Annotated in this window: 18 protein-coding genes; 16 read left to right on the forward strand and 2 right to left on the reverse strand. The window is 59.2% G+C overall.

Annotated elements, in window-relative coordinates; translation table 11 throughout:
- The first annotated feature begins 271 nt into the window (after positions 1–271).
- The 11 genes from ACLI1T_RS02095 to ACLI1T_RS02145 all read left to right on the forward strand — a co-directional run bounded on the left by ACLI1T_RS02095 (position 272) and on the right by ACLI1T_RS02145 (position 12151).
- On the forward strand, positions 272–2257 hold the full coding sequence (locus ACLI1T_RS02095) for a PTS mannitol transporter subunit IICBA (RefSeq protein WP_411702903.1): 1986 nt from the start codon (positions 272–274) through the stop codon (positions 2255–2257).
- Positions 2257–3423: a mannitol-1-phosphate 5-dehydrogenase gene (locus tag ACLI1T_RS02100; RefSeq protein WP_411702904.1), complete on the forward strand. Its 1167-nt coding sequence runs from the start codon at positions 2257–2259 to the stop codon at positions 3421–3423. The genes ACLI1T_RS02095 and ACLI1T_RS02100 overlap by 1 nt, the downstream gene beginning before the upstream one ends.
- A 23-nt stretch (positions 3424–3446) precedes the next feature.
- A complete protein-coding gene (gene glmS / locus ACLI1T_RS02105; protein WP_284631326.1) occupies positions 3447–5318 on the forward strand; it encodes a glutamine--fructose-6-phosphate transaminase (isomerizing) in 1872 nt (623 codons plus the stop codon).
- 112 nt (positions 5319–5430) lie between these two features.
- Positions 5431–6528 carry an alanine racemase gene (gene alr / locus ACLI1T_RS02110; protein ID WP_411702905.1) on the forward strand — a complete coding sequence of 366 codons (1098 nt, stop codon included), beginning with the start codon at positions 5431–5433 and terminating at the stop codon, positions 6526–6528.
- Entirely contained in the window at positions 6518–7018 is a 501-nt protein-coding gene (gene tsaE, locus ACLI1T_RS02115; protein WP_411702906.1) for a tRNA (adenosine(37)-N6)-threonylcarbamoyltransferase complex ATPase subunit type 1 TsaE, read from the forward strand. Before alr ends, tsaE begins: the two co-directional genes overlap by 11 nt.
- 88 nt (positions 7019–7106) lie before the next feature.
- Complete coding sequence (locus ACLI1T_RS02120; protein WP_411702907.1) at positions 7107–8696, forward strand: aspartate:alanine exchanger family transporter; 1590 nt, start codon at positions 7107–7109, stop codon at positions 8694–8696.
- A gap of 174 nt (positions 8697–8870) precedes the next feature.
- The gene (locus tag ACLI1T_RS02125; RefSeq protein ID WP_023025258.1) at positions 8871–9380 is read left to right on the forward strand and encodes a hypothetical protein; all 510 of its coding nucleotides are present in this window, start codon (positions 8871–8873) and stop codon (positions 9378–9380) included.
- On the forward strand, positions 9380–10072 hold the full coding sequence (tsaB, locus tag ACLI1T_RS02130; protein ID WP_411702908.1) for a tRNA (adenosine(37)-N6)-threonylcarbamoyltransferase complex dimerization subunit type 1 TsaB: 693 nt from the start codon (positions 9380–9382) through the stop codon (positions 10070–10072). The genes ACLI1T_RS02125 and tsaB overlap by 1 nt, the downstream gene beginning before the upstream one ends.
- Positions 10069–10590: a ribosomal protein S18-alanine N-acetyltransferase gene (rimI, locus tag ACLI1T_RS02135; protein WP_349852243.1), complete on the forward strand. Its 522-nt coding sequence runs from the start codon at positions 10069–10071 to the stop codon at positions 10588–10590. Before tsaB ends, rimI begins: the two co-directional genes overlap by 4 nt.
- Positions 10590–11633, forward strand: a complete 1044-nt coding sequence (tsaD, locus tag ACLI1T_RS02140; RefSeq protein WP_411702909.1) for a tRNA (adenosine(37)-N6)-threonylcarbamoyltransferase complex transferase subunit TsaD — start codon at positions 10590–10592, stop codon at positions 11631–11633. Before rimI ends, tsaD begins: the two co-directional genes overlap by 1 nt.
- Positions 11634–11722: 89 nt before the next feature.
- Positions 11723–12151, forward strand: a complete 429-nt coding sequence (locus ACLI1T_RS02145; protein WP_349887548.1) for a hypothetical protein — start codon at positions 11723–11725, stop codon at positions 12149–12151.
- Between the two features lie 11 nt (positions 12152–12162).
- Here the strand turns inward: ACLI1T_RS02145 and ACLI1T_RS02150 are convergent, their stop codons facing one another.
- Positions 12163–12798 (reverse strand): response regulator, encoded by a 636-nt coding sequence (locus ACLI1T_RS02150; RefSeq protein WP_284852068.1) that lies wholly within the window; start codon positions 12796–12798, stop codon positions 12163–12165.
- Positions 12795–13991: a sensor histidine kinase gene (locus tag ACLI1T_RS02155; RefSeq protein WP_349852238.1), complete on the reverse strand. Its 1197-nt coding sequence runs from the start codon at positions 13989–13991 to the stop codon at positions 12795–12797. The genes ACLI1T_RS02150 and ACLI1T_RS02155 overlap by 4 nt, the downstream gene beginning before the upstream one ends.
- A 112-nt stretch (positions 13992–14103) precedes the next feature.
- On the opposite strand from ACLI1T_RS02155, the gene ACLI1T_RS02160 reads away from it, so the two are divergent.
- The 5 genes from ACLI1T_RS02160 to groL all read left to right on the forward strand — a co-directional run bounded on the left by ACLI1T_RS02160 (position 14104) and on the right by groL (position 19411).
- The gene (locus tag ACLI1T_RS02160) at positions 14104–14709 is read left to right on the forward strand and encodes an ABC transporter ATP-binding protein (protein ID WP_411702910.1); all 606 of its coding nucleotides are present in this window, start codon (positions 14104–14106) and stop codon (positions 14707–14709) included.
- On the forward strand, positions 14693–15955 hold the full coding sequence (locus ACLI1T_RS02165) for an FtsX-like permease family protein (protein ID WP_411702911.1): 1263 nt from the start codon (positions 14693–14695) through the stop codon (positions 15953–15955). The genes ACLI1T_RS02160 and ACLI1T_RS02165 overlap by 17 nt, the downstream gene beginning before the upstream one ends.
- A 106-nt stretch (positions 15956–16061) precedes the next feature.
- Complete coding sequence (locus ACLI1T_RS02170; protein WP_411702912.1) at positions 16062–17303, forward strand: ATP-binding protein; 1242 nt, start codon at positions 16062–16064, stop codon at positions 17301–17303.
- Between the two features lie 176 nt (positions 17304–17479).
- Positions 17480–17773 carry a co-chaperone GroES gene (gene groES, locus ACLI1T_RS02175; protein ID WP_023028321.1) on the forward strand — a complete coding sequence of 98 codons (294 nt, stop codon included), beginning with the start codon at positions 17480–17482 and terminating at the stop codon, positions 17771–17773.
- Positions 17774–17782: 9 nt separating this feature from the next.
- Complete coding sequence (groL, locus tag ACLI1T_RS02180; RefSeq protein ID WP_411702913.1) at positions 17783–19411, forward strand: chaperonin GroEL; 1629 nt, start codon at positions 17783–17785, stop codon at positions 19409–19411.
- The last annotated feature ends 23 nt before the right edge of the window (positions 19412–19434 follow it).

Genomic DNA, 19434 nt, shown 5'->3' on the forward strand with positions numbered 1-19434 from the left:
TGCCCCTCTTCTCCCACAACCCGGTCAGCTGCAGCCAAGGAGCTTCGTGACCAGCGTGTTCCTGCTGATTTAGCTAAAAGAATTACCTCGACTGAACCCGATTCCCTCATCAAAGTGGGCCGAAGGAAATTATTATGCATTCAAAATTAAAGTTCCGCTTGCAAAGGGGCTAAAATGACGAGGTAATTGATGAAATCAATAATTTAAAAACGTTCCCACTGTGCGTGTGCTTAGTTCGCACGCACTCAGCTGCTAGTGAAGGATTGTGCGCATGGCTGAGACGAAACAACAAAAGGGCGGGGCTCGCGTCGCCGTTCAAAAGTTCGGAACATTCTTATCCTCGATGATTATGCCGAATATCGGCGCTTTCATCGCTTGGGGTATTCTCACCGCTCTATTTATCCCAGACGGGTTCTTCCCGAACGAAAAGATAAATACGATGGTCGGCCCCATGGTGACGTACCTGCTGCCGATTCTTATTGCATTTACCGGCGGTAAATTGGTGCATGAGGTCCGCGGTGGTGTGGTAGGTGCCATCGTTACGATGGGTGTCATCATGGGTACCTCCGCGCCAGAGTGGATTGGCGAAGACGGTCACTCGTCGCCCATGTTCCTAGGCGCCATGATTTGTGGCCCTCTGGCTGCCTGGCTATTCAAGAAGCTTGAGTCCTTGTGGGCTGGAAAAGTTCGCCCTGGATTCGAAATGCTGGTGGACAACTTCTCACTGGGTATTTTCGGTTTCGCTGGTGCTATCGCATCGATGTACCTACTGACTCCAGTGATGAACTTCATCATGGACATTGCTGGGCGGGCAGTGGAGTTCCTAATCTCCAACAACCTCTTGTGGCTGACCTCCGCTCTGATCGAACCTGCGAAGGTATTCTTCCTTAACAACGCCATTAATCACGGTGTTCTTACTCCGTTGGCGACTGACCAATCAGCAGAGACTGGTAAGTCGGTCCTCTACCTCTTGGAAGCTAACCCAGGACCTGGTTTGGGAATCCTGCTTGCCTTCATGGTCTTTGGCGCGGGGTCGGCGCGAGCAACGGCTCCTGGAGCCGCTTTGATCCACTTCTTCGGTGGTATCCATGAGATTTATTTCCCTTACGTACTGATGCGTCCGCAGCTTCTGCTTGCCGCAATTGGTGGCGGAATGGCCGGTGTTGCCATCAACACGATTATGGACGTTGGACTTCGCTCGCCTGCAGCCCCTGGCTCCATCATCGCGATTTACGGAACCGTCGCGTCCGATTCTTATCTCGGGGTAACTATTGCAGTTCTCGCGTCCACTGCAGTGTCCTTTGCTATCGCTGCGTCGATTCTTAAATTCACGAAGGGCACAGACGACTTGGATAAGGCCACCGCAGATATGGAGGCTATGAAGGGGAAGAAATCCTCTGTAGCAGGGGCACTTTCTTCTCAATCTGCAGAAGAGTCCCCTGAGATTCGCAATGTTGTCTTTGCCTGCGATGCCGGAATGGGCTCTTCCGCGATGGGCGCTTCCGTGCTCCGGAATAAAATTAAGGAAGCAGGATTCGGAGACGTAGTCACCGTCACCAATTCGGCAGTCAATAATCTAAAAGATAATTACGAGCTCGTCGTCGTTCACGAGGACTTGGCAGAACGTGCAAAACCAGCAACGCCGTCTGCTATTCACGTAACAGTAGATAACTTCATGGCCTCGCCGCGTTATGACGAAGTGGTAGAGCTAATTCGCGAGCAGCAATCTGGTGAATCTTCCACCACAGCTCCAATTGCAGACGAACAAAATGCTGCAGAAGACCCCGCAGCTTCGGATGCTGTGTCCGAGAATGACTCTGCCGGTACTGACGTACTTCGTCCGGAAACGATTGTCCTCGATGGGCATGCAACTTCCCGTGAAGAAGCAATTGACCAAGCAGGAGCATTGCTAGTGTCTGCAGGGGCGGTTGAGCAAGCTTACGTAGATTCAATGCATGAACGCGAAAAGTCCGTATCCACCTTTATGGGCAATGGTCTGGCAATCCCGCACGGAACAAATGAGGCAAAGGAATCTATCAAAGGATCTGCCATCTCCTTTATCCGTCTGGATGAACCCGTAGACTGGGGCGGCAAGCCCGCCACGTTCATTGTCGGTATCGCTGGTGCAGATGGCTCTCACCTCAAGACATTGTCGAAAATTGCCAAAATCTTTGGCAAAGCAGACACCGTGGAGCAGCTTGAACAGGCCAAAACGAAGGACGAGATTCTCGAAATTTTCGAAAAGGTGAATAAGTAATGGCTACTAAGAAGGCATTGCATTTCGGTGCGGGAAATATTGGTCGTGGATTTGTGGGAGCAATCCTGCATGAAGCCGGCTACGAGCTAAAGTTCGCGGACGTTGCTGAACCATTGATCAACTTATTGAACGATCTTGATTCTTATACCGTGCACGAAGTGGGCGCTGACGCTCGGGACGTAACGGTGACCGGTTTTTCCGGTGTGAACTCCGCAGAAGACGAGGAAGGTCTGTATGCGGAGATAGTTGATGCGGACATGATTACTACTGCAGTAGGTCCCACTGTGCTGGGACTTATCGCGCCTTCAATTGCAGAGGGGTTAAGGCGTCGTGCAGCGGCTGGTAGCGCAAGGGTGCCTGTGATGGCATGCGAAAATGCGATCAACGCCACTGATGGGCTGGTTGATGCCATCCGCAAGGTCTATCCAGAGGTTGATGAGGTGGCATTTTTCCCTAATACTGCTGTCGATCGCATCGTTCCGAACCAAGAGCGTCGGACAGGCGCTGAAGCGCTGGATGTAACTGTTGAGACCTACCATGAATGGGCCGTGGAAGTTGAGCCGTTTGCACAGGCTGGCGTTGACGTTCCCGATATCTCTGGAATTACTTGGGTAGATAACCTCGCGCCGTATATCACCAGGAAGCTCTTTACTGTAAATACGGGCCACGCAGCGACTGCGTACTTTGGAAAGCAGCAAGGAATCTCCGCTATCTCCGATGCTTTGTCGCGCGAGGAAATCCGTGGAAAAGTGGCCGCTGTTTTGGCAGAAACGAAGCAGCTCATTATCGAGAAATTCGACTTCGATCCTGAGGTCCAGCAGGCGTACGTTGATAAGATTCTAAAGCGATTCCAAAATCCAGAGCTTCCCGACACTACCGACCGAGTAGGTCGTGCGCCATTGCGGAAGATTTCTCGTAACGAACGGTTCATCGGACCCGCTGCCGAATTGGCAGAACGAGGGTTTGAAGCTACTTCTTTGGTCGAAGCTGTGAGAGCTGCCTTGGACTTTGATGTTCCTGAGGATGCGGAGTCAGTCGAGCTTCAAAAACGTTTGCAAGACGCTGCGGGCGACCGCGCGGCGACGGATTCCCTGGCAACTGAGCTGACCGGAATAGCTCCGGAACACCCACTATTCCCCGAGCTATCTGAAGCATTTGCCCGTTAATTAATGATGTAGGATCACTTCTTATGTGTGGAATTGTTGGATATATAGGTCTAGCTAACGGTGACCGCGACTACTTCGCTCTGGATGTAGTTCTGGAAGGTCTACGTCGATTGGAATACCGCGGCTATGACTCCGCTGGTGTGGCGATGTACGCCGATGGGGAGATTAGCTGGCGGAAGAAGGCGGGTAAGGTTGCTGCCTTGGACGAGGAGATTGCAGCGCGTCCGCTGAAGGATTCCGTTTTGGGAATCGGGCACACCCGTTGGGCCACCCACGGTGGTCCGACCGATCTCAATGCACACCCGCACGTCGTTGACGGTGGCAAGCTGGCCGTGGTGCACAACGGCATCATCGAAAACTTCGCGGAGCTGCGGACTGAGCTCTTGAACAAGGGCTACAACTTCGTTTCTGAAACCGATACTGAAGTTGCCGCGGCCTTGCTTGGCGATGTTTTTCACAACGACGCCGCCGGTGACCTCACCAAGGCAATGCAGCTGACCGCTAAGCGCCTCGACGGTGCGTTTACCCTGCTGGCCATTCACGCTGACCAGCCGGATCGCATCGTTGCCGCCCGCCGCGATTCGCCCCTGGTCATCGGCTTGGGCGAAGGCGAGAACTTCTTGGGCTCTGACGTCTCGGGCTTTATTGACTACACCAAGTCCGCAGTGGAAATGGACAATGACCAGGTTGTCACCATTACCGCAGACGATGTTGTCATTACTGACTATGACGGTAAGCCCACCGAAGGTAAGGCCTTTGAGATCAAGTGGGACGCGGCCGCTGCTGAAAAGGGCGGCTTTGATTCCTTCATGGAAAAGGAAATACACGATCAGCCCGCCGCTGTGCGCGATACCTTGCTGGGCCGCTTTGATGAGCAGGGCCAGCTGACCTTGGATGATTTGCGCATCGATGAGTCGGTCTTGAAGTCTATCGATAAGATCATCGTGATTGCCTGCGGCACTGCGGCATATGCCGGTCACGTGGCGCGGTATGCCATTGAGCACTGGTGCCGCATTCCTACCGAGGTTGAGCTCGCCCACGAGTTCCGCTACCGCGATCCTATTGTCAACGAGAAGACCTTGGTCGTAGCGTTGTCCCAGTCCGGCGAGACCATGGATACCCTGATGGCCGTGCGCCACGCCCGCCAGCAGGGCGCGAAGGTCATCGCTATTTGCAATACGCAGGGCTCATCCATTCCGCGCGAATCCGATGCGGCGCTCTACACCCACGCGGGGCCCGAAATCGCGGTGGCCTCTACCAAGGCCTTCCTGGCGCAGATTACCGCGACTTATCTGCTGGGCCTGTATCTGGCACAGCTGCGCGGCAATATGTTCTCTGATGAAATTCAGGGAGTTCTTGCTGAGCTGCGCAATATGCCGGACAAGGTGCAAAGCGTCATCGATGAAGAACAGCAGGTAGCCGGCCTGGCCAACTCCATGAAGGATGCAGAATCCGTGCTCTTCTTGGGCCGCCACGTGGGCTTCCCAGTTGCCCTTGAAGGCGCGCTGAAGCTCAAGGAGATCGCCTACCTGCACGCGGAGGGCTTTGCCGCAGGCGAGCTCAAGCACGGCCCGATCGCGCTGATTGAGGAGGGGCAGCCGGTCTTCGTTATCGTGCCGTCCCCGCGCGGGCGCGATTCGCTGCACTCCAAGGTGGTATCCAATATCCAGGAAATCCGCGCCCGCGGTGCCATTACCATCGTGATCGCAGAAGAAGGCGATACCGCGGTAGAGGATTACGCTAACCACGTCATCCGCGTGCCAAAGGCGCCGACGTTGATGCAGCCGCTGCTTGCTACGGTGCCCCTGCAGATCTTTGCCGCACACGTGGCAAAGTCCAAGGGCTATGACGTTGACCAGCCGCGCAACCTGGCCAAGTCCGTGACCGTGGAATAACCTTTCCGGCGCCTCAAGCCCCTTTCTCACCCTTGCTTGCACGGGCGGGGGAGGGGTTTATGCGTATCTGCAGTAAATTCAGCGCGCGGGTGGAAAGTGGCACAATAGTGGCATGCTGAAAACCACAATTGACCTTGCTGCCATCGCGCATAATGTGCGGCTGATTAAGGAGAAGATCGGCCCAGACGTCAAGCTGATGTGCGTGGTGAAGGCGGATGCTTACGGGCACGGCGTAGAAAAGGTCGTGCCCGTGATGCTGGAAGCGGGGGCGGATTCCATTGGCGTCGCCACGCTGACAGAAGCCGTGCAGCTGCGGCGTATCGGAGTGGACTCACCCATCGCGGCATGGATTTGGCAGACGGATCAGGTGCTAGAAGAGGCCCTGGCATGTGGCATCCAGATTGCGGTCAATTCCCCGGCGCAGGCGCACAAGCTGGTAGAAGCGGAAATCCCCGCCGAGGTATACATCAAGGTAGAAACCGGGATGCACCGCTCTGGGGTGGATAAAGCGGAGTGGGATGAGGTCTTTGTGCTACTTCGGGATGCCGCGCATATTAGCGTCCTGGGGCTGATGTCCCATTTTGCCTGCGCGGACGATCCAGACAACGCGCATAATGACGCCCAGGAAGAAGAGTTTCGGCGCGCCCTGGATGTGGCGCGTGCGGCCGGGCTGGAGTGCCCGGTTAATCATTTGGCCAATTCGCCGGCCACGCTCTCGCGCCCATCGGCGCACTTTGAGCAGGTGCGGGTCGGTGTCGCGTGCTACGGGCTGGAGCCTATTACGGGTCGGGATCATGGTCTGCGGCCGGCAATGACCTGGTCTGGAAATGTCTTTGGGCTCAAGCCGATCGATAAGGGTGAAGCCACCAGCTACGGGCGTACTTGGAGCGCGGATAAGCCAGGTTTCCTGGCCACGGTGGATTGTGGCTATGCCGATGGCCTCCCGCGCGCGTACCAGGGCCACCTTCAGGTGGGCATCGGCGGGCGGCTGTATCCCCAGGTAGGCCGGGTGTGCATGGACCAAATAGTGGTGGATCTAGGAGATAACCCGCACGGTATTGCCCCCGGTGATGAGGTGACCATCTTTGGACAGGGTGGCATGTCTGCCACTGAGCTTGCTGATGCCGTGGGCACCATCAACTATGAAGTGGTGTGCCGGCCCACCGGCCGCACCGAACGCGAATATATAGGAGGGGCCGATGCGCAGTAATTTTCCGGAGTCTGGAACCCGCGATCTGGCAACGGTGGAACAGACCCACGCGTGCGGCAAGGAACTGGGCGCCGCGCTGGAAGCCGGCGATGTCGTCATCTTGGATGGCCCATTGGGTGCGGGCAAGACCACCTTCACCCAGGGAATTGCGCAGGGCATGCAGGTCAAGGGGCGGATTACCTCGCCCACGTTCGTCATCGCCCGCGTGCATCGCTCACGGGTTGGGGGGCCGGACCTGGTGCACGTGGACGCGTATCGCCTCTTGGATGAGGGCGGGGCCAATTCCGGCGATCCCTTGGGGGAGCTGGATGCCTTGGATTTGGATACCGAGCTTGCCGATGCCGTCGTTGTCGCCGAATGGGGCGGCGGCCTTATCGAGCAGATTGCAGATAGATACCTCTTTATCAGCATCGACCGCGAACCGGCGGAGTTTGCCGGTGCCGATGAGGACGTGCGCCGCGTTAGCTGGTCGTGGCGCCACAATGATTAGGTAGGTCTCATTAATTTGAAGGTATAAGTGATGGATATCTTAGGACGTCAAGTTGCTTTAGGTATTTAAGGTGCGGGATCCTTAAAGGGTGTTAGATCTCCTAGCCTCTAGTCCTCTGCTCGCCCTTTTTGCCATCATGGCCATTGGTTTGGCCATCGGCAAAATCAAATTCTTTGGCATCTCTCTTGGCGCCGCGGCAGCAATGTTCGTGGCGCTCGGGCTTTCTACCGCCAATCCGGATATCCAGATTCCACCGCTGGTATACCAATTCGGCTTGGCCATCTTTGTCTATGCCATTGGCCTGAACTTCGGGCCGTCGTTCGTCCGCGAATTTGCTACCCGTGGCTGGAAGCTGACCGTCTTTATGATCGGCATGTTGGTCCTGCTCGTGGGCGTAGGTTTTGGGCTCATTCGCGTATTCGGCCTAGAAACCGATGTGGCCGCCGGTATGTTTGCCGGTTCGCTTTCGTCCACCCCAGGTATGGCGGCGGTGGTGGATATGCTGGGCAACTCCACCCCGGTCGTCGGCTATTCGCTGGCTTACCCGGGCGCGGTCATCGGTGCGATCCTAGTCGCCGCCATCGGCGCGAAGATCCTGAAGGTAGACCACGAGGCGGATGCCAAAGAAGAGGGGATGATTCCCGCCCCGCTGGTGGCCAAAGGCGTGCGGCTGACCAAAGACTTCCCGGATACGGCCGGACACCTTTATCAAGTAACCGGACACAGCGTAGTGGCCACCCGCGAGATCTCCGATATGGAGCACCACCGCCTGGCGCACCCGGATATGCCCTTGCGCAAGGGCGAAGCATTCCTTATTAATGGCTCCGAGAAGGACGTCGCCGGTGCTATTGAGGTGCTCGGTGAGGAATATCCCGTCGAGCTCACCCCCGAGGCTGGCTTGCAGTATAAGCGCGTGACCGTGTCCAACCCCAAGGTTGCTGGCAAGCGCATCCGCGATATCGATGCGCTCGAGCACGGTTTTATCATCGCGCGTGTGCGCAAGGGCGATAGCGATGCGGTCCCGCACCCGGATATGGTGTTGAATTACTCCGACCGCGTGCGCGTGGTCTGTAGCTCGCACCACGTGCGCGAAGTGCGCAAGTACTTGGGCGATTCCGAATCGGCGCTTGGCAACGCTGACCTCTTATCCATGTCCATCGGTTTGACCTTGGGTATGTTGCTGGGCCTTATCCCCATCCCCATGCCGGGAGGATCGACCCTGCAGCTGGGCTTTGGCGGCGGCCCCGTCGTGGTCGGCCTATTCCTCGGCTACCTGAACCGCACCGGCCCCATCAATTGGCAGATGCCCTTCCATACCAGGGAAACACTTTCGAACCTGGGGCTGACGCTCTTCCTGGCGGGCGTGGGGACATCGGCAGGCGCATCGTTCCGCGATGCCCTGACGGATCCGTCCTCGCTGACCATCATCGGCGTTGGCTTTATCATTACCTTGGTATCGGCCATCCTCATCGGCGTCATCGGCATGCTGGTGCTGTGCTTGAAGTGGGACGAGGCCATGGGTTGTGCAGCCGGCATGACCACGAACCCAGCAGTATTTGCCTATATCCGGGGCCAAACCGGCACGGAGCTTGCCGGGCGCGGCTGGGCAACGGTGTATCCAACCACCATCATTGGCAAGATTATCGCCGCTCAGGTGCTGCTATTGTTATTGCTTTAGCCCCATATGTCCCGCGCTAATTATTCACCCACTGGGTAAGCCGCCTACACTGGCAGGCACTACCCAGTGGGTGAGTGCTTGTTGGCCGCCGAGTAGCCTCGGAAATAGAACTGACAATCACTTCACCATATGTACATATAGGACCCCCTTGACCCGAGGAGCGTTACTCACCCCATGACTAAATTTGCACGCAACCTGACCACGACCATTATCGCGCTATTTATCATTGTGATGATGGTGCTCGTTGCCGGGGCTACCCTGCGTGATGAGGATTCCCTGGAGGGCAACCTCACCAATACCTTGCAGCATGCCCCGCGGAACCTCGAGGTAATGTCGCTCATCCCGTCTGATGTCTACGGCGCCGACTACAGCGCCATCGGCTTCATCTGCCCAGGCATGGCGGAAGATAAAGTTAAGGAAGCAGCCCCCAACCCCGATGACATCACTTTTGAGGACGGTGTCGTTCCTGAGGGCAAGAGCTACGTCATGGCGCTGGGCCACAACGTTGACCCCTATGTAGAGGAATTGGATTCCTCCGAGGTTGAGGTCTGCGAGATGATCAACACCCAGGTTAAGGCCATGGAGCAGCAGGGCCACGGCCTCGACGGCGGAGTTCCACTGGTTCAGGGCTCCCAGCCGCTGGCCTTCCAGAGTGAAGACGGCGTGTGGAAGCTGGTCGGCTAATGCGCGTCCTGGCCATTGATACGGCGACGACCGCCCTGGTTACCGGGGTAGTCGACACCGAGTCTGGGCAGATAACACAGCGCGTGCTGGCCGATACGCGCGCGCACAATGAACGGCTCATGCCCACCATCCTCGAAGTGATGAGCGAGGCCGGGGTGGAGCTCGGCGCCCTCGACGCCATCGTTGCGGGCATGGGCCCTGGCCCCTTTACCGGCTTGCGCGTTGGTATGGCTACGGCGCAGGCGCTTGCCGATGCCCTCTCCATCCCCCTCCACGGCGTCTGCACCCACGATGCCATCGCGCACGCCGCGCTAGCGGGGGCCGATGCAGCCGATGAAAGGGACGCGGCGGACGCAGCGCTGGTTGCTACCGATGCCCGCCGAAAGGAAATTTATTGGGCTACCTACCGCGCGGGACAACGCGTTGCGGGCCCGGACGTTTCGAAGCCGGGGGAGCTTGACGTGCGAGACGTCGCGCAGGTGGTCATCCCGGAAAAGCTGGCTGAGCAGTTGCCAGAGGAACTTGCTGCGCTGCCACGTAGCGAAGCCGCACTCACCGCAGAGGGCCTGGTGGCCGTCGCGCAGCTCGACGCGGAGCCGGAGCCATTCGTGCCGCTGTACCTGCGCCGTCCCGATGCGGTTCCGCCCAAAAAGCAGCAGCTTTCCGCGGCCATTCCAGAGGTGCGCCTGTGAACCTGCGCGAGCTCACCCCCGCCGATGCCCCGCGCTGCGCTGAGCTGGAAAAGGTGCTTTTTCCTGGTGAAACCCCGTGGACAGAAGCGGTATTTGAGCAAGAAATGGCCCAGCCGTTCAACTTCTACCTCGGGGTGGAAGGCGCCCTAGATCCCGCATCGCCGGAGGACGGCGAGGAGCCGGTCTTATTGGGCTATGCCGGCATCGGCATGATGGGCCCAGCCGCGGACCCCGAGTTTGAAATCCACACCATTGGCGTTGATCCTAAGGCCCAGCGCCGCGGCATCGCGCGCATGATGATGGACAATATTTGCTACATCGCGGACTTAAAAAGCGCGCCCATCTTCTTAGAAGTGCGCGTGGGAAACGATCCCGCCATCGAGCTATACCGGCGCTATGGCTTTAGCATCGAGGGGATTCGCCGCAATTATTATCAGCCCTCCGGCGCGGATGCGCACGTCATGGTGCGCCCCAGCCAGTCGCCACAAACAAGCCAGCGCGAAGCAAAGGAGCAGTAATGAAGGTCATGGGCATCGAGTCCTCCTGCGATGAGACCGGGGTGGGCATTGTCGAGCTGGACCAAGACGGCCACATGGAGATCATCGCCAATGCCGTTGCTTCGTCAATGCAGCAGCACGCGCGCTTTGGCGGCGTCGTGCCCGAAATCGCCTCCCGCGCGCACCTAGAGGCCATGCCGCAGGTGATGCGGGCGGCGCTGGAGGAGGCGGGCATCGATAAGCCCGATGCCATTGCCGCCACCGTGGGCCCGGGCCTGGCCGGAGCCCTGCTCGTGGGTGCTTCCGCAGCCAAGGCTTATGCCGCCGCGTGGGGCGTGCCTTTTTATGGCGTCAACCACCTCGGCGGCCATGTGGCGGTGGCCAACCTTGAGGGCGAGAGCCTGCCGCACTCGGTCGCGCTGCTGGTTTCCGGCGGGCACACGCAGTTGCTCGAAGTCGAGGCCGTGGGAAAGCCCATGCGCGAGTTGGGCTCCACGCTTGACGATGCCGCCGGTGAGGCCTACGACAAACTCTCCCGCCTCCTAGGGCTGGGGTACCCGGGCGGGCCGGTCATTGATAAGCTGGCTGCCCGCGGAAAACCCACCATCGACTTCCCCCGTGGCATGTCGCGCGCCGAAGACCTGCGCGGCGAGCACCGGCATGATTTCTCTTTCTCGGGGCTCAAGACCTCCGTTGCACGCTATGTGGAGCGCGCCGAAAAGGCCGGCGAGACCATCTCCGTGGAGGATGTATGCGCCTCGTTCCAAGAAGCTGTGGCCGATGTGCTCACCGCCAAGGCCATTCGCGCCTGCGAGGATACCGGGGCGAAGGTGCTCCTGCTCGGTGGCGGCGTCGTGGCCAATTCCCGGCTGCGGGAGCTGGCCGCCGAGCGCTGCAACGCCGCGGGTGTCGAGCTGTGCGTGCCGCGGTTTAACCTGTGCACCGATAACGGCGTGATGATTGCTGCACTTGGCGCCCAGCTCATTCATGAGGGGGCTGCGCCGTCGAACCTGGGTATCGGTACCGATACGCAATTGGATGTGGAAGAGCCACAGTTAACCTAAAGTTCTTCTTCCTCGCACTGCAGGGTGGGGGAGTCGGCGGTAACCTTTAACGCGTTCATGCCCTCTCGGCTTTAAAGGAGCTTTCTCTCATGACCGTTGGTTTCCTCGTCAACCCCGATCTCACTCGCCGAAAAATCGAGTTCGAATTAGAACACGCCAACCAGTTTTTGGGCGGCACCACCGAGGGGCGCGTCTCCGTCGTCTTTCAAGATGACGGGACGACCTACGCCGCGCTGTATAACCCAGAAGCTAAGCAGGAAGGCGCCGAGCCCAACCCGGTTGCTTCCCTGGCGCGCAATGCCGCCGACACGGGAAACTCCGCCTTTTTACAAGATCCCATCCGCGCTATCAGCGGCCCAGTTATCTTCGTGGATGCAGAGGGCGAAGAGGACACCATCGATGAGGTCATCGCTTCCGTCGAGCACGGCATCCGTGCGGTGAAAAACTACCGCGAGGATTTCCCGGACGAGTACACGCTCTGGCGCGCTGCGGTCATCAACTCCACGAAGAGCGCGTAAGCACCCATCCTTTAGCGTTCGGTGTGGCGCAGCCACATCAGCACGGCCTTGACCCGGCGATTGGCGTCTTCGGGACGAAACCCGAGTTTTAGAAAAACATTGGACACGTGCTTGCTTACCGCCCCTGCGGTTAATACCAGCGCGTCTTCAATTTCTTGATTGCTCAAGCCTTGTGCCATGAGCCCCAAAACCTCGCGTTCGCGGGCGGTTAATTGGCTCAGCCCCGTGCGCCGCGCGGATAGCAAGGCGGTGACCACTTCTGGGTCGACGACGGTGCCACCACCCGCCACTTCCTCAAGGGTGTGCACGAATTCGTCCACATCGGATACGCGCTCCTTGAGCAGGTAGCCGAATCCGCCGTGCTCTAAGAGCCGGTCCAAGTAGCTCGCCGCCACGTATTGGCTGAGCACCACCACCGGTTGCGACGGGTCCGCCGCACGCACATCGTGCACGGCACGCAAGCCATCATCGCTCATGGTAGGCGGCATGCGAACATCGCTAATGATCAGATCGAAGTCATCGCTGCCCGCGCAGGCGCGCAATTCCTCGGCATCGTTGACAGCGGTCACGCTATGGCCCAGTGCCGTCAAAAGCTGTTCTAGCCCGGCGCGCAAGAGGGCAGAATCCTCTGCCAATAAGAGTTTCATCGGGCCTCCTTTAGCGGTAGTGACATGGTGAAGGTTGCTCCTTGTCCCTTTGTACGGGCAGGGGAGAAGTCGACGGTGCCGCCAAGTGCCGCGGCCCGCTCGCGCAGCCCGGCCAGCCCTGTGCCCGCGGTTGCCCCGGTGGTCTTTGCGCTAGTCGCTTTGCCACCTGTGTCGGCGCTGGTACCAACGCCGGCACGGGAATGCGCGGGGCCGGACGCGCTAGGGCCTCCTCCTGCGGAGAGGCCGCCGACGCCATTATCGCGGACGCTCACGCGGAGATCGTCGCCAAAAGATATGGACACGGTGGCGGCGGTGGCCGCGCCGTGGGTGGACGCGTTGGTTAGTGCTTCTGCTACCGCGTGGTAGGCCAGTAGCGCCGTCGTTTCCCCAATGGAGCGTTCTGCGCCTTCAACGTGCAATTCCGCGTCGAGCCCGCTGTGGGCCAAGAGTTCATCGAGGGCGGGGATGAGGCCGTCATCGAAAAGCACCTGTGGTGCAATGCCGCGCACGGTAGCGCGCAGGGCGGATAGGGCATGGGTGGCGTTATGTTCGGCATCGGCAAGCGCCTGCTGAGCCTCGGGCGGAGACTGGAGTTTGGCCGCTGCCAGGTTGAGCTTGAGCGCGGTCAGGTACTGCTGCGGACCATCGTGGAGCTCGCGCTCGATGCGGCGGCGCTCGCCCGAAAAGGCATCAATAAGCGTGGCGCGCGAGGCCGCCAACTCCTGGGCAGAGGGGCTCAGCGCGAGCCGGGTTAAAGAAATAGAGGCCTTGACCAGCAGGCGGTTGAGCACCACCAGCAAAGCGAGGAGCACTGCGGCCGCGAGCCAGCACACGACAAAAATCAATGGGCGATTATCGGTGGTCCACTCGCCGACGTTGAACTCGGCCTGCGGAATAAACGGTGCGATAACTAATACGCCCGCGACAAAACCGACAAAGACCCAGTTGGTAAAGCAGGCCACGCAAATAAGAAGCTGCAGTAAAAGGTGATAAAACTGCTGCCAATCAAACCAACGATTGGCCCGCCGCGCGGGAATATCAACGCCCATCCACCTCGCACCAAAGCGGCCGATAAACTCCGCGGCGCGGGCTACCAGCGGAATCCACGGCAGCATGAGTACGGAGACCACCAGTCCCGGAAGCGCGAGCACTCCGAGGGCGAGGCTCCACCCATTGGCCTTGACAGTTCGCATATCCGTTCAGCCTAGCCCCCGCGCCGGGGTGGTGGCAGTAGAGCTAGCCCCACCATTTTTCGGGCAGCCTTCCCCATCGCGCGTGCGGGGCACGGCCGGTGGAATGGAGGGCATGTTGAAAGCACAGAATCTGAGCAAGCGCTACGGCAGCCATACCGCACTCGCCGAGGTGGACCTAAGCATCGAGCCGGGGGAATTTGTCGCGATTATGGGGCCATCCGGCAGCGGCAAGACAACGCTGTTGAACCTGCTATCCGGGCTGGATAAGCCCAGCTCCGGTACGGTCAACGCTCCGGGGCGCAAGGAGCGCGCCTTCGTCTTCCAGGACTATAATCTGCTGGAATCGCTGAATGCGCAGCGCAATGCCACGTTGACCGCGCACTTTTCTGGTCGGCGTTGCAGCCGCGACGAGGTGCAGAAAACCTTCGCGTCTTTGGGGCTTGACGGGCTGGAGCGCCGCCTGCCCGGGCAGCTTTCCGGCGGTCAGCAGCAGCGCGTCGCGGTAGCGCGCGCCGTGCTGTCCGGTGCGCCGTATATCTTTGCCGATGAGCCCACGGGCGCGCTTGATGATGCCACTGCCGAACTCGTCCTCACCCATCTGCGTACCGCCGCACGGGGCGGGGCCGCGGTGGTCATGGTGACCCACTCGCACCTCGCCGCGGAAAGCGCCGATCGCATCATTGAGCTCCAGGAGGCCAATCATGCTGGTGTGGCTTAAGGATTTACAAAGCAATTGGCTTTCGTGGCTTGCCGTTGCTTTGACCATGGTGATCTCATCGGCTTCTTGCGCGCTGGCGGTGTCCATGTTGGTGGCCACCTCGGACGCGGACGATGATCCCACGGGGCCTCTCGGCGGCACCGTGCTGGGCATGGCGGTCTGCACCGTTGTGTTGATCACGCTGTCGCAGATGCGGCTGATTATTGAAGAACGCGAACCCGTGTACCGCTCGTGGCGCATGATTGGTATGCCTGGGTGGATGATCAATAGCTTCATCGTGGGGCAGGTGATTGCCGTGAGCGCTATCGCTGCGCTGATAGGGACCTTCGCGGCACCCCTGTTTGTTGACCCCATGGCCGCGGCCTTTCGCAGTGACGGGATCCCCATGCCGGAGTTGGCCATAACCCCGCTAGTCATCCGCATCGCTGTATCCATTTGCGTGGCATCGGCGGTCTGCGGTGCCCTAGTACCACTGCGCCGGGTCTTTCGCCCGCGGGTGGAACCGCGCCGCGTGTGGGTGATGCTGCGCTGCCTTGTGGCTGCCGGTTTGGTGGGCGGTGCCGTGTACGGCTGCCTGCAGATAGAGGAGCCGGCCGATAGCATCGCCGCTTCCATGGGGATGGTCATCCTGGTGGCATTCATGACGCCATGGCTCATGCCCGCCGTGGACCAATGGACGCGACTATGCGGCATCGCCGGGGCCAATGTGCGGGTGCGCCGCCGCTTTTCCGTGCCCCATATCGTCCCGTGGGTGCTGTTTGGTGGCTTGATTGTCGCGGTCGGCTCGGGGATAAGGATGTTCAAAAGTAGTATGGGCGACTTAGACACCTTGTCGTCGGGGCAGGTCTTCGCGGCGTTTCTCGGCCCAGTCGTGGCCCCAAGCATCGTTGGTGCGGTGTTGACTTCACTCATTATGCGCTCGCGCATCGCCAGCGATGTTCGCGGCCTGCGGTTGGCCGGTGCCTCGCCAGCAGCGTGGGTGCGGGTGCAGGTGGGCGAGGCATTTTGCCTGACTGTTACTGCTGCGGCCCTAGTCATCGCCTTGAGCGTGGCGGTGGTCGCGGTGCTCAACGAGCTGTTGTATCCCGATTCTTATTCTGGGATGAGCGCGCTGCGGGAGAGCCTTGCCGGAGTGTGGTGGGAGCCGTTTGGCGCGATTTTTGGTGCAATGTTCCTAGCGCTGTGTGCGGTCAAGCTCATTCTCGCGGGATTCCTGCGCTCAACCGCCCAGATCCGCATAAACTGATGGATGAATCGCCGATATTCTGATGGGTAGAACGCGCTCAAACTGATGGGTGAAACTCTGATATTCTGATGGGTGAAACGCACTCAAACTGATGGATGGGTTTAAAATGACTGGTCAAGAAGGCTATGTTTATCTTTCGCGAGTAGAGGATTCGCGGCTTCATGGAGCCCTGCAGCGATCCGGTGGAGTGTTGATAGAAGGCCCAAAGGGCTGTGGGAAATCCGCGACCGCTCGGCAAATTGCGGGCAGTCTTGTCCAGGTGGATACGGATTTAAACCTCGACATGCAGCTCAGCACCGTCCCGGATTTGGCGTTGGAGGGGGATACGCCGCGAGTTTTTGATGAGTGGCAAGAAAAACCGCAGTTGTGGAACTTGGTGCGGCATGAAATTGACCGCCGGCAAGCGCCTGGGCAGTTCATTCTTACTGGTTCGACTGCGCCAATGGAGGAACAATCCAGGCACTCGGGTGCGGGGCGTATCGCCAGGCTGCGGATGAAGACCTTCAGTTTTTATGAGTCGGGGCATTCTAATGGCGCAGTATCATTAGCCGAATTGGTAGCTCAGGAACCCCCGCAGTCGAATGGGGAAACGGTCGTGAATGTTGCAGGGATTATCGAGCGCATGGCGCACGGAGGCTGGCCCGCAAACCGGAATTATTCCGTTGAGGCGGCGCAGGAGAATCTGCGCAGTTATATCGATACTGTGGCCCACGTGGATATTAAAGCCGCCGATGGTGTGCGAAGGGACCCGGTAAAAGTAACGACACTTATTCGTTCGCTTGCCCGTGGGGTAGCCACAGAACAGCCCATTTCTTCTATTGCTACCGATATTGGTGCGCAAAGGGCTACGGTCAGCGAGTACCTTGCTGCGTTGCAGCGCATCTTCATCGTGGAAGAACAATTGGCATGGTCCTCCCATCTTCGCTCGCGGGCTAGCCTGCGAACGGCACCGAAGAGGCATCTGGCGGATCCGGCGTTGGCGGCTGCTGCCGTGGACGCGTCCCCGGATAAATTACTGCGCAACCTTGCCTTTGCCGGGCAGCTTTTTGAATCCCAAGTAGTCCATGATTTAGCGGTGTTAAGTGGAAAGCGTATTTTTCATGCCCGTGACGCATCTGGGCTGGAAGTAGATGCGGTATTTGAGCTGGCGGGCAGGACCGTTTTCGTAGAAATTAAATTGGGGCAAAGCCAAGAGATCATTGAGAAGGCGGCAAGCAATTTGCAGGCCTTTGCAGAACGCTTCGAATGGGAGGCTCCGCCCGTCTTGATGATCGTGACGGGAGGAAACCTGAGCTTTCGGCATCCGAGCGGAGTACACGTGGTGTCCCTGACGCACTTGGCGCCGTAGCGCGGCCCGGCTGCGGGGGTCGCGTCGTTGTTGAGGGTTAGCAGTCACGAGGGTAGAGTGCTAATCAGGTTGTTTGACCCACAGTTGTTCACCCACGACGACGGCTGTGCTGGACATCCACAACCGGCACGCGCGCGCCATTAAGGTGCGCAAACGAACAATACGGAGGAAACATCATGGCAACTATTAAGCCGCTTGAGGACCGCGTCCTCGTACAGATCGTAGAAGCAGAATCCACCACCGCATCTGGCCTGGTTATCCCGGATTCGGCAAAGGAAAAGCCGCAGGAAGCTACCGTTATTGCCGTCGGCCCGGGCCGTTGGGAAGACGAAGATGACCGCATCCCAATGGATGTTAAGGAAGGCGACACCGTTGTCTTCTCCCGCTACGGCGGCACCGAGCTGAAGTACGACGGTGAAGAGTACTTGCTGCTGAGCCAGCGCGACATCCTCGCCATCATCGAGAAGTAGGAAATACTTATGGCAAAGCTTATTGCATTCGACCAAGAAGCCCGCGAGGGAATTCAGCGCGGCGTCGATACGCTGGCTGATGCCGTCAAGGTCACCCTGGGCCCCCGCGGCCGCAACGTCGTCTTGTCCAAGGCCTTTGGTGGCCCGACCGTCACCAATGACGGCGTGACCATCGCCCGCGATATCGACGTCGAGGAGCCCTTCGAAAACCTCGGCGCGCAGCTGGTGAAGTCCGTTGCGGTCAAGACCAACGACATCGCCGGCGACGGCACCACCACCGCGACTTTGCTGGCCCAGGCGCTCATCTTTGAGGGCCTGCGCAACGTTGCAGCCGGCGCTAACCCGATTGAGCTCAACCGCGGCATCTCCGCGGCGGCGGAAAAGGCCGTCGAGGAGCTCAAGGCACGCGCCACCCCGGTCAACTCCGCTTCTGAAATCGCGCAGGTAGCTACGGTGTCCTCCCGCGATCCGGAGGTCGGCGAGATGGTTGCCGGCGCCATGGAAAAGGTGGGCAAGGACGGCGTCGTCACCGTCGAGGAGTCCCAGACCATGGACTCCACCGTGGATGTCACCGAAGGTATTTCCTTTGACAAGGGCTACCTTTCCCCGTACTTCGCTACGGAGGAAGAGACCAACCACGCCGTGCTTGACGATGCTGCCATTTTGCTCGTCCGCAACAAGATTTCTTCCCTGCCGGATTTCTTGCCGCTGCTGGAAAAGATCGCGGAGACCAACCGCCCGACCCTCATCATCGCGGAAGACGTTGAGGGTGAGCCGCTGCAGGCGCTCGTGGTCAACTCCATCCGCAAGGTCCTGAAGGTCGCCGCCGTAAAGGCACCGTACTTTGGCGAGCGCCGTAAGGGCTTCATGGATGACCTGGCCGTGGTTACCGGCGCCACCGTGGTGGACCCTGAGGTGGGCGTCAACTTGAACGAGGTCGGCCTCGAGGTGCTGGGTTCCGCACGCCGCGTGACCATCACCAAGGAAGACACCGTGCTTGTCGATGGCGGAGGCAGCGCCGCGGCCCTCGATGATCGCCGTGAACAGATCCGCGGCGAAATCGCCCGCACCGATTCCACCTGGGATAAGGAAAAGCTCGAGGAGCGCTTGGCCAAGCTCTCCGGCGGCGTCGCCGTTATCCGCGTCGGTGCCGCAACCGAGACCGAGGTCAACGAGCGCAAGCTGCGCGTCGAGGACGCCATCAACGCCGCCCGCGCGGCCGTAGAAGAAGGCGTCATCGCCGGCGGCGGTTCCGTGTTGGTGCAGATCTCCAAGGAACTCGAGTCCTTCGCCCAGGACTTTGAGGGCGAGGCTAAGGTCGGCGTTCTCGCCGTCGCCCGAGCCCTGACCCGCCCGGCATTCTGGATCGCGGAAAACGCAGGCCTCGATGGCTCCGTCATCGTCTCCCGCGTATCTGAGATGGCCAACGGTGAAGGCTTTAACGCCAACTCCCTGGAGTACGGCAACCTCATCGACAACGGCATCATCGATCCCGTGAAGGTCACCCACTCCGCAGTGGTCAATGCCACCTCCGTTGCCCGCATGGTTCTTACCACCGAGGCATCCGTCGTGGAAAAGCCGCAGGAAGAAGACAACGCTGAGGCCGGTCACGGCCATCATCATCACCACCACCACTAATTCCTGCGCTGCATATAGCCCAG

Origin of the sequence: Corynebacterium tuingiense (assembly GCF_046718165.1) — a bacterium.
Taxonomy (GTDB): domain Bacteria; phylum Actinomycetota; class Actinomycetes; order Mycobacteriales; family Mycobacteriaceae; genus Corynebacterium.

Coding starts and splice junctions, on each gene's coding strand:
- ACLI1T_RS02095 (WP_411702903.1), top strand. CDS start 272: ATGGCTGAGACGAAACAACAAAAGGGCGGGGCTCGCGTCGCCGTTCAA.
- ACLI1T_RS02100 (WP_411702904.1), top strand. CDS start 2,257: ATGGCTACTAAGAAGGCATTGCATTTCGGTGCGGGAAATATTGGTCGT.
- glmS (WP_284631326.1), top strand. CDS start 3,447: ATGTGTGGAATTGTTGGATATATAGGTCTAGCTAACGGTGACCGCGAC.
- alr (WP_411702905.1), top strand. CDS start 5,431: ATGCTGAAAACCACAATTGACCTTGCTGCCATCGCGCATAATGTGCGG.
- tsaE (WP_411702906.1), top strand. CDS start 6,518: ATGCGCAGTAATTTTCCGGAGTCTGGAACCCGCGATCTGGCAACGGTG.
- ACLI1T_RS02125 (WP_023025258.1), top strand. CDS start 8,871: ATGACTAAATTTGCACGCAACCTGACCACGACCATTATCGCGCTATTT.
- tsaB (WP_411702908.1), top strand. CDS start 9,380: ATGCGCGTCCTGGCCATTGATACGGCGACGACCGCCCTGGTTACCGGG.
- tsaD (WP_411702909.1), top strand. CDS start 10,590: ATGAAGGTCATGGGCATCGAGTCCTCCTGCGATGAGACCGGGGTGGGC.
- ACLI1T_RS02145 (WP_349887548.1), top strand. CDS start 11,723: ATGACCGTTGGTTTCCTCGTCAACCCCGATCTCACTCGCCGAAAAATC.
- ACLI1T_RS02150 (WP_284852068.1), bottom strand. CDS start 12,798: ATGAAACTCTTATTGGCAGAGGATTCTGCCCTCTTGCGCGCCGGGCTA.
- ACLI1T_RS02155 (WP_349852238.1), bottom strand. CDS start 13,991: ATGCGAACTGTCAAGGCCAATGGGTGGAGCCTCGCCCTCGGAGTGCTC.
- ACLI1T_RS02160 (WP_411702910.1), top strand. CDS start 14,104: ATGTTGAAAGCACAGAATCTGAGCAAGCGCTACGGCAGCCATACCGCA.
- ACLI1T_RS02165 (WP_411702911.1), top strand. CDS start 14,693: ATGCTGGTGTGGCTTAAGGATTTACAAAGCAATTGGCTTTCGTGGCTT.
- ACLI1T_RS02170 (WP_411702912.1), top strand. CDS start 16,062: ATGACTGGTCAAGAAGGCTATGTTTATCTTTCGCGAGTAGAGGATTCG.
- groES (WP_023028321.1), top strand. CDS start 17,480: ATGGCAACTATTAAGCCGCTTGAGGACCGCGTCCTCGTACAGATCGTA.
- groL (WP_411702913.1), top strand. CDS start 17,783: ATGGCAAAGCTTATTGCATTCGACCAAGAAGCCCGCGAGGGAATTCAG.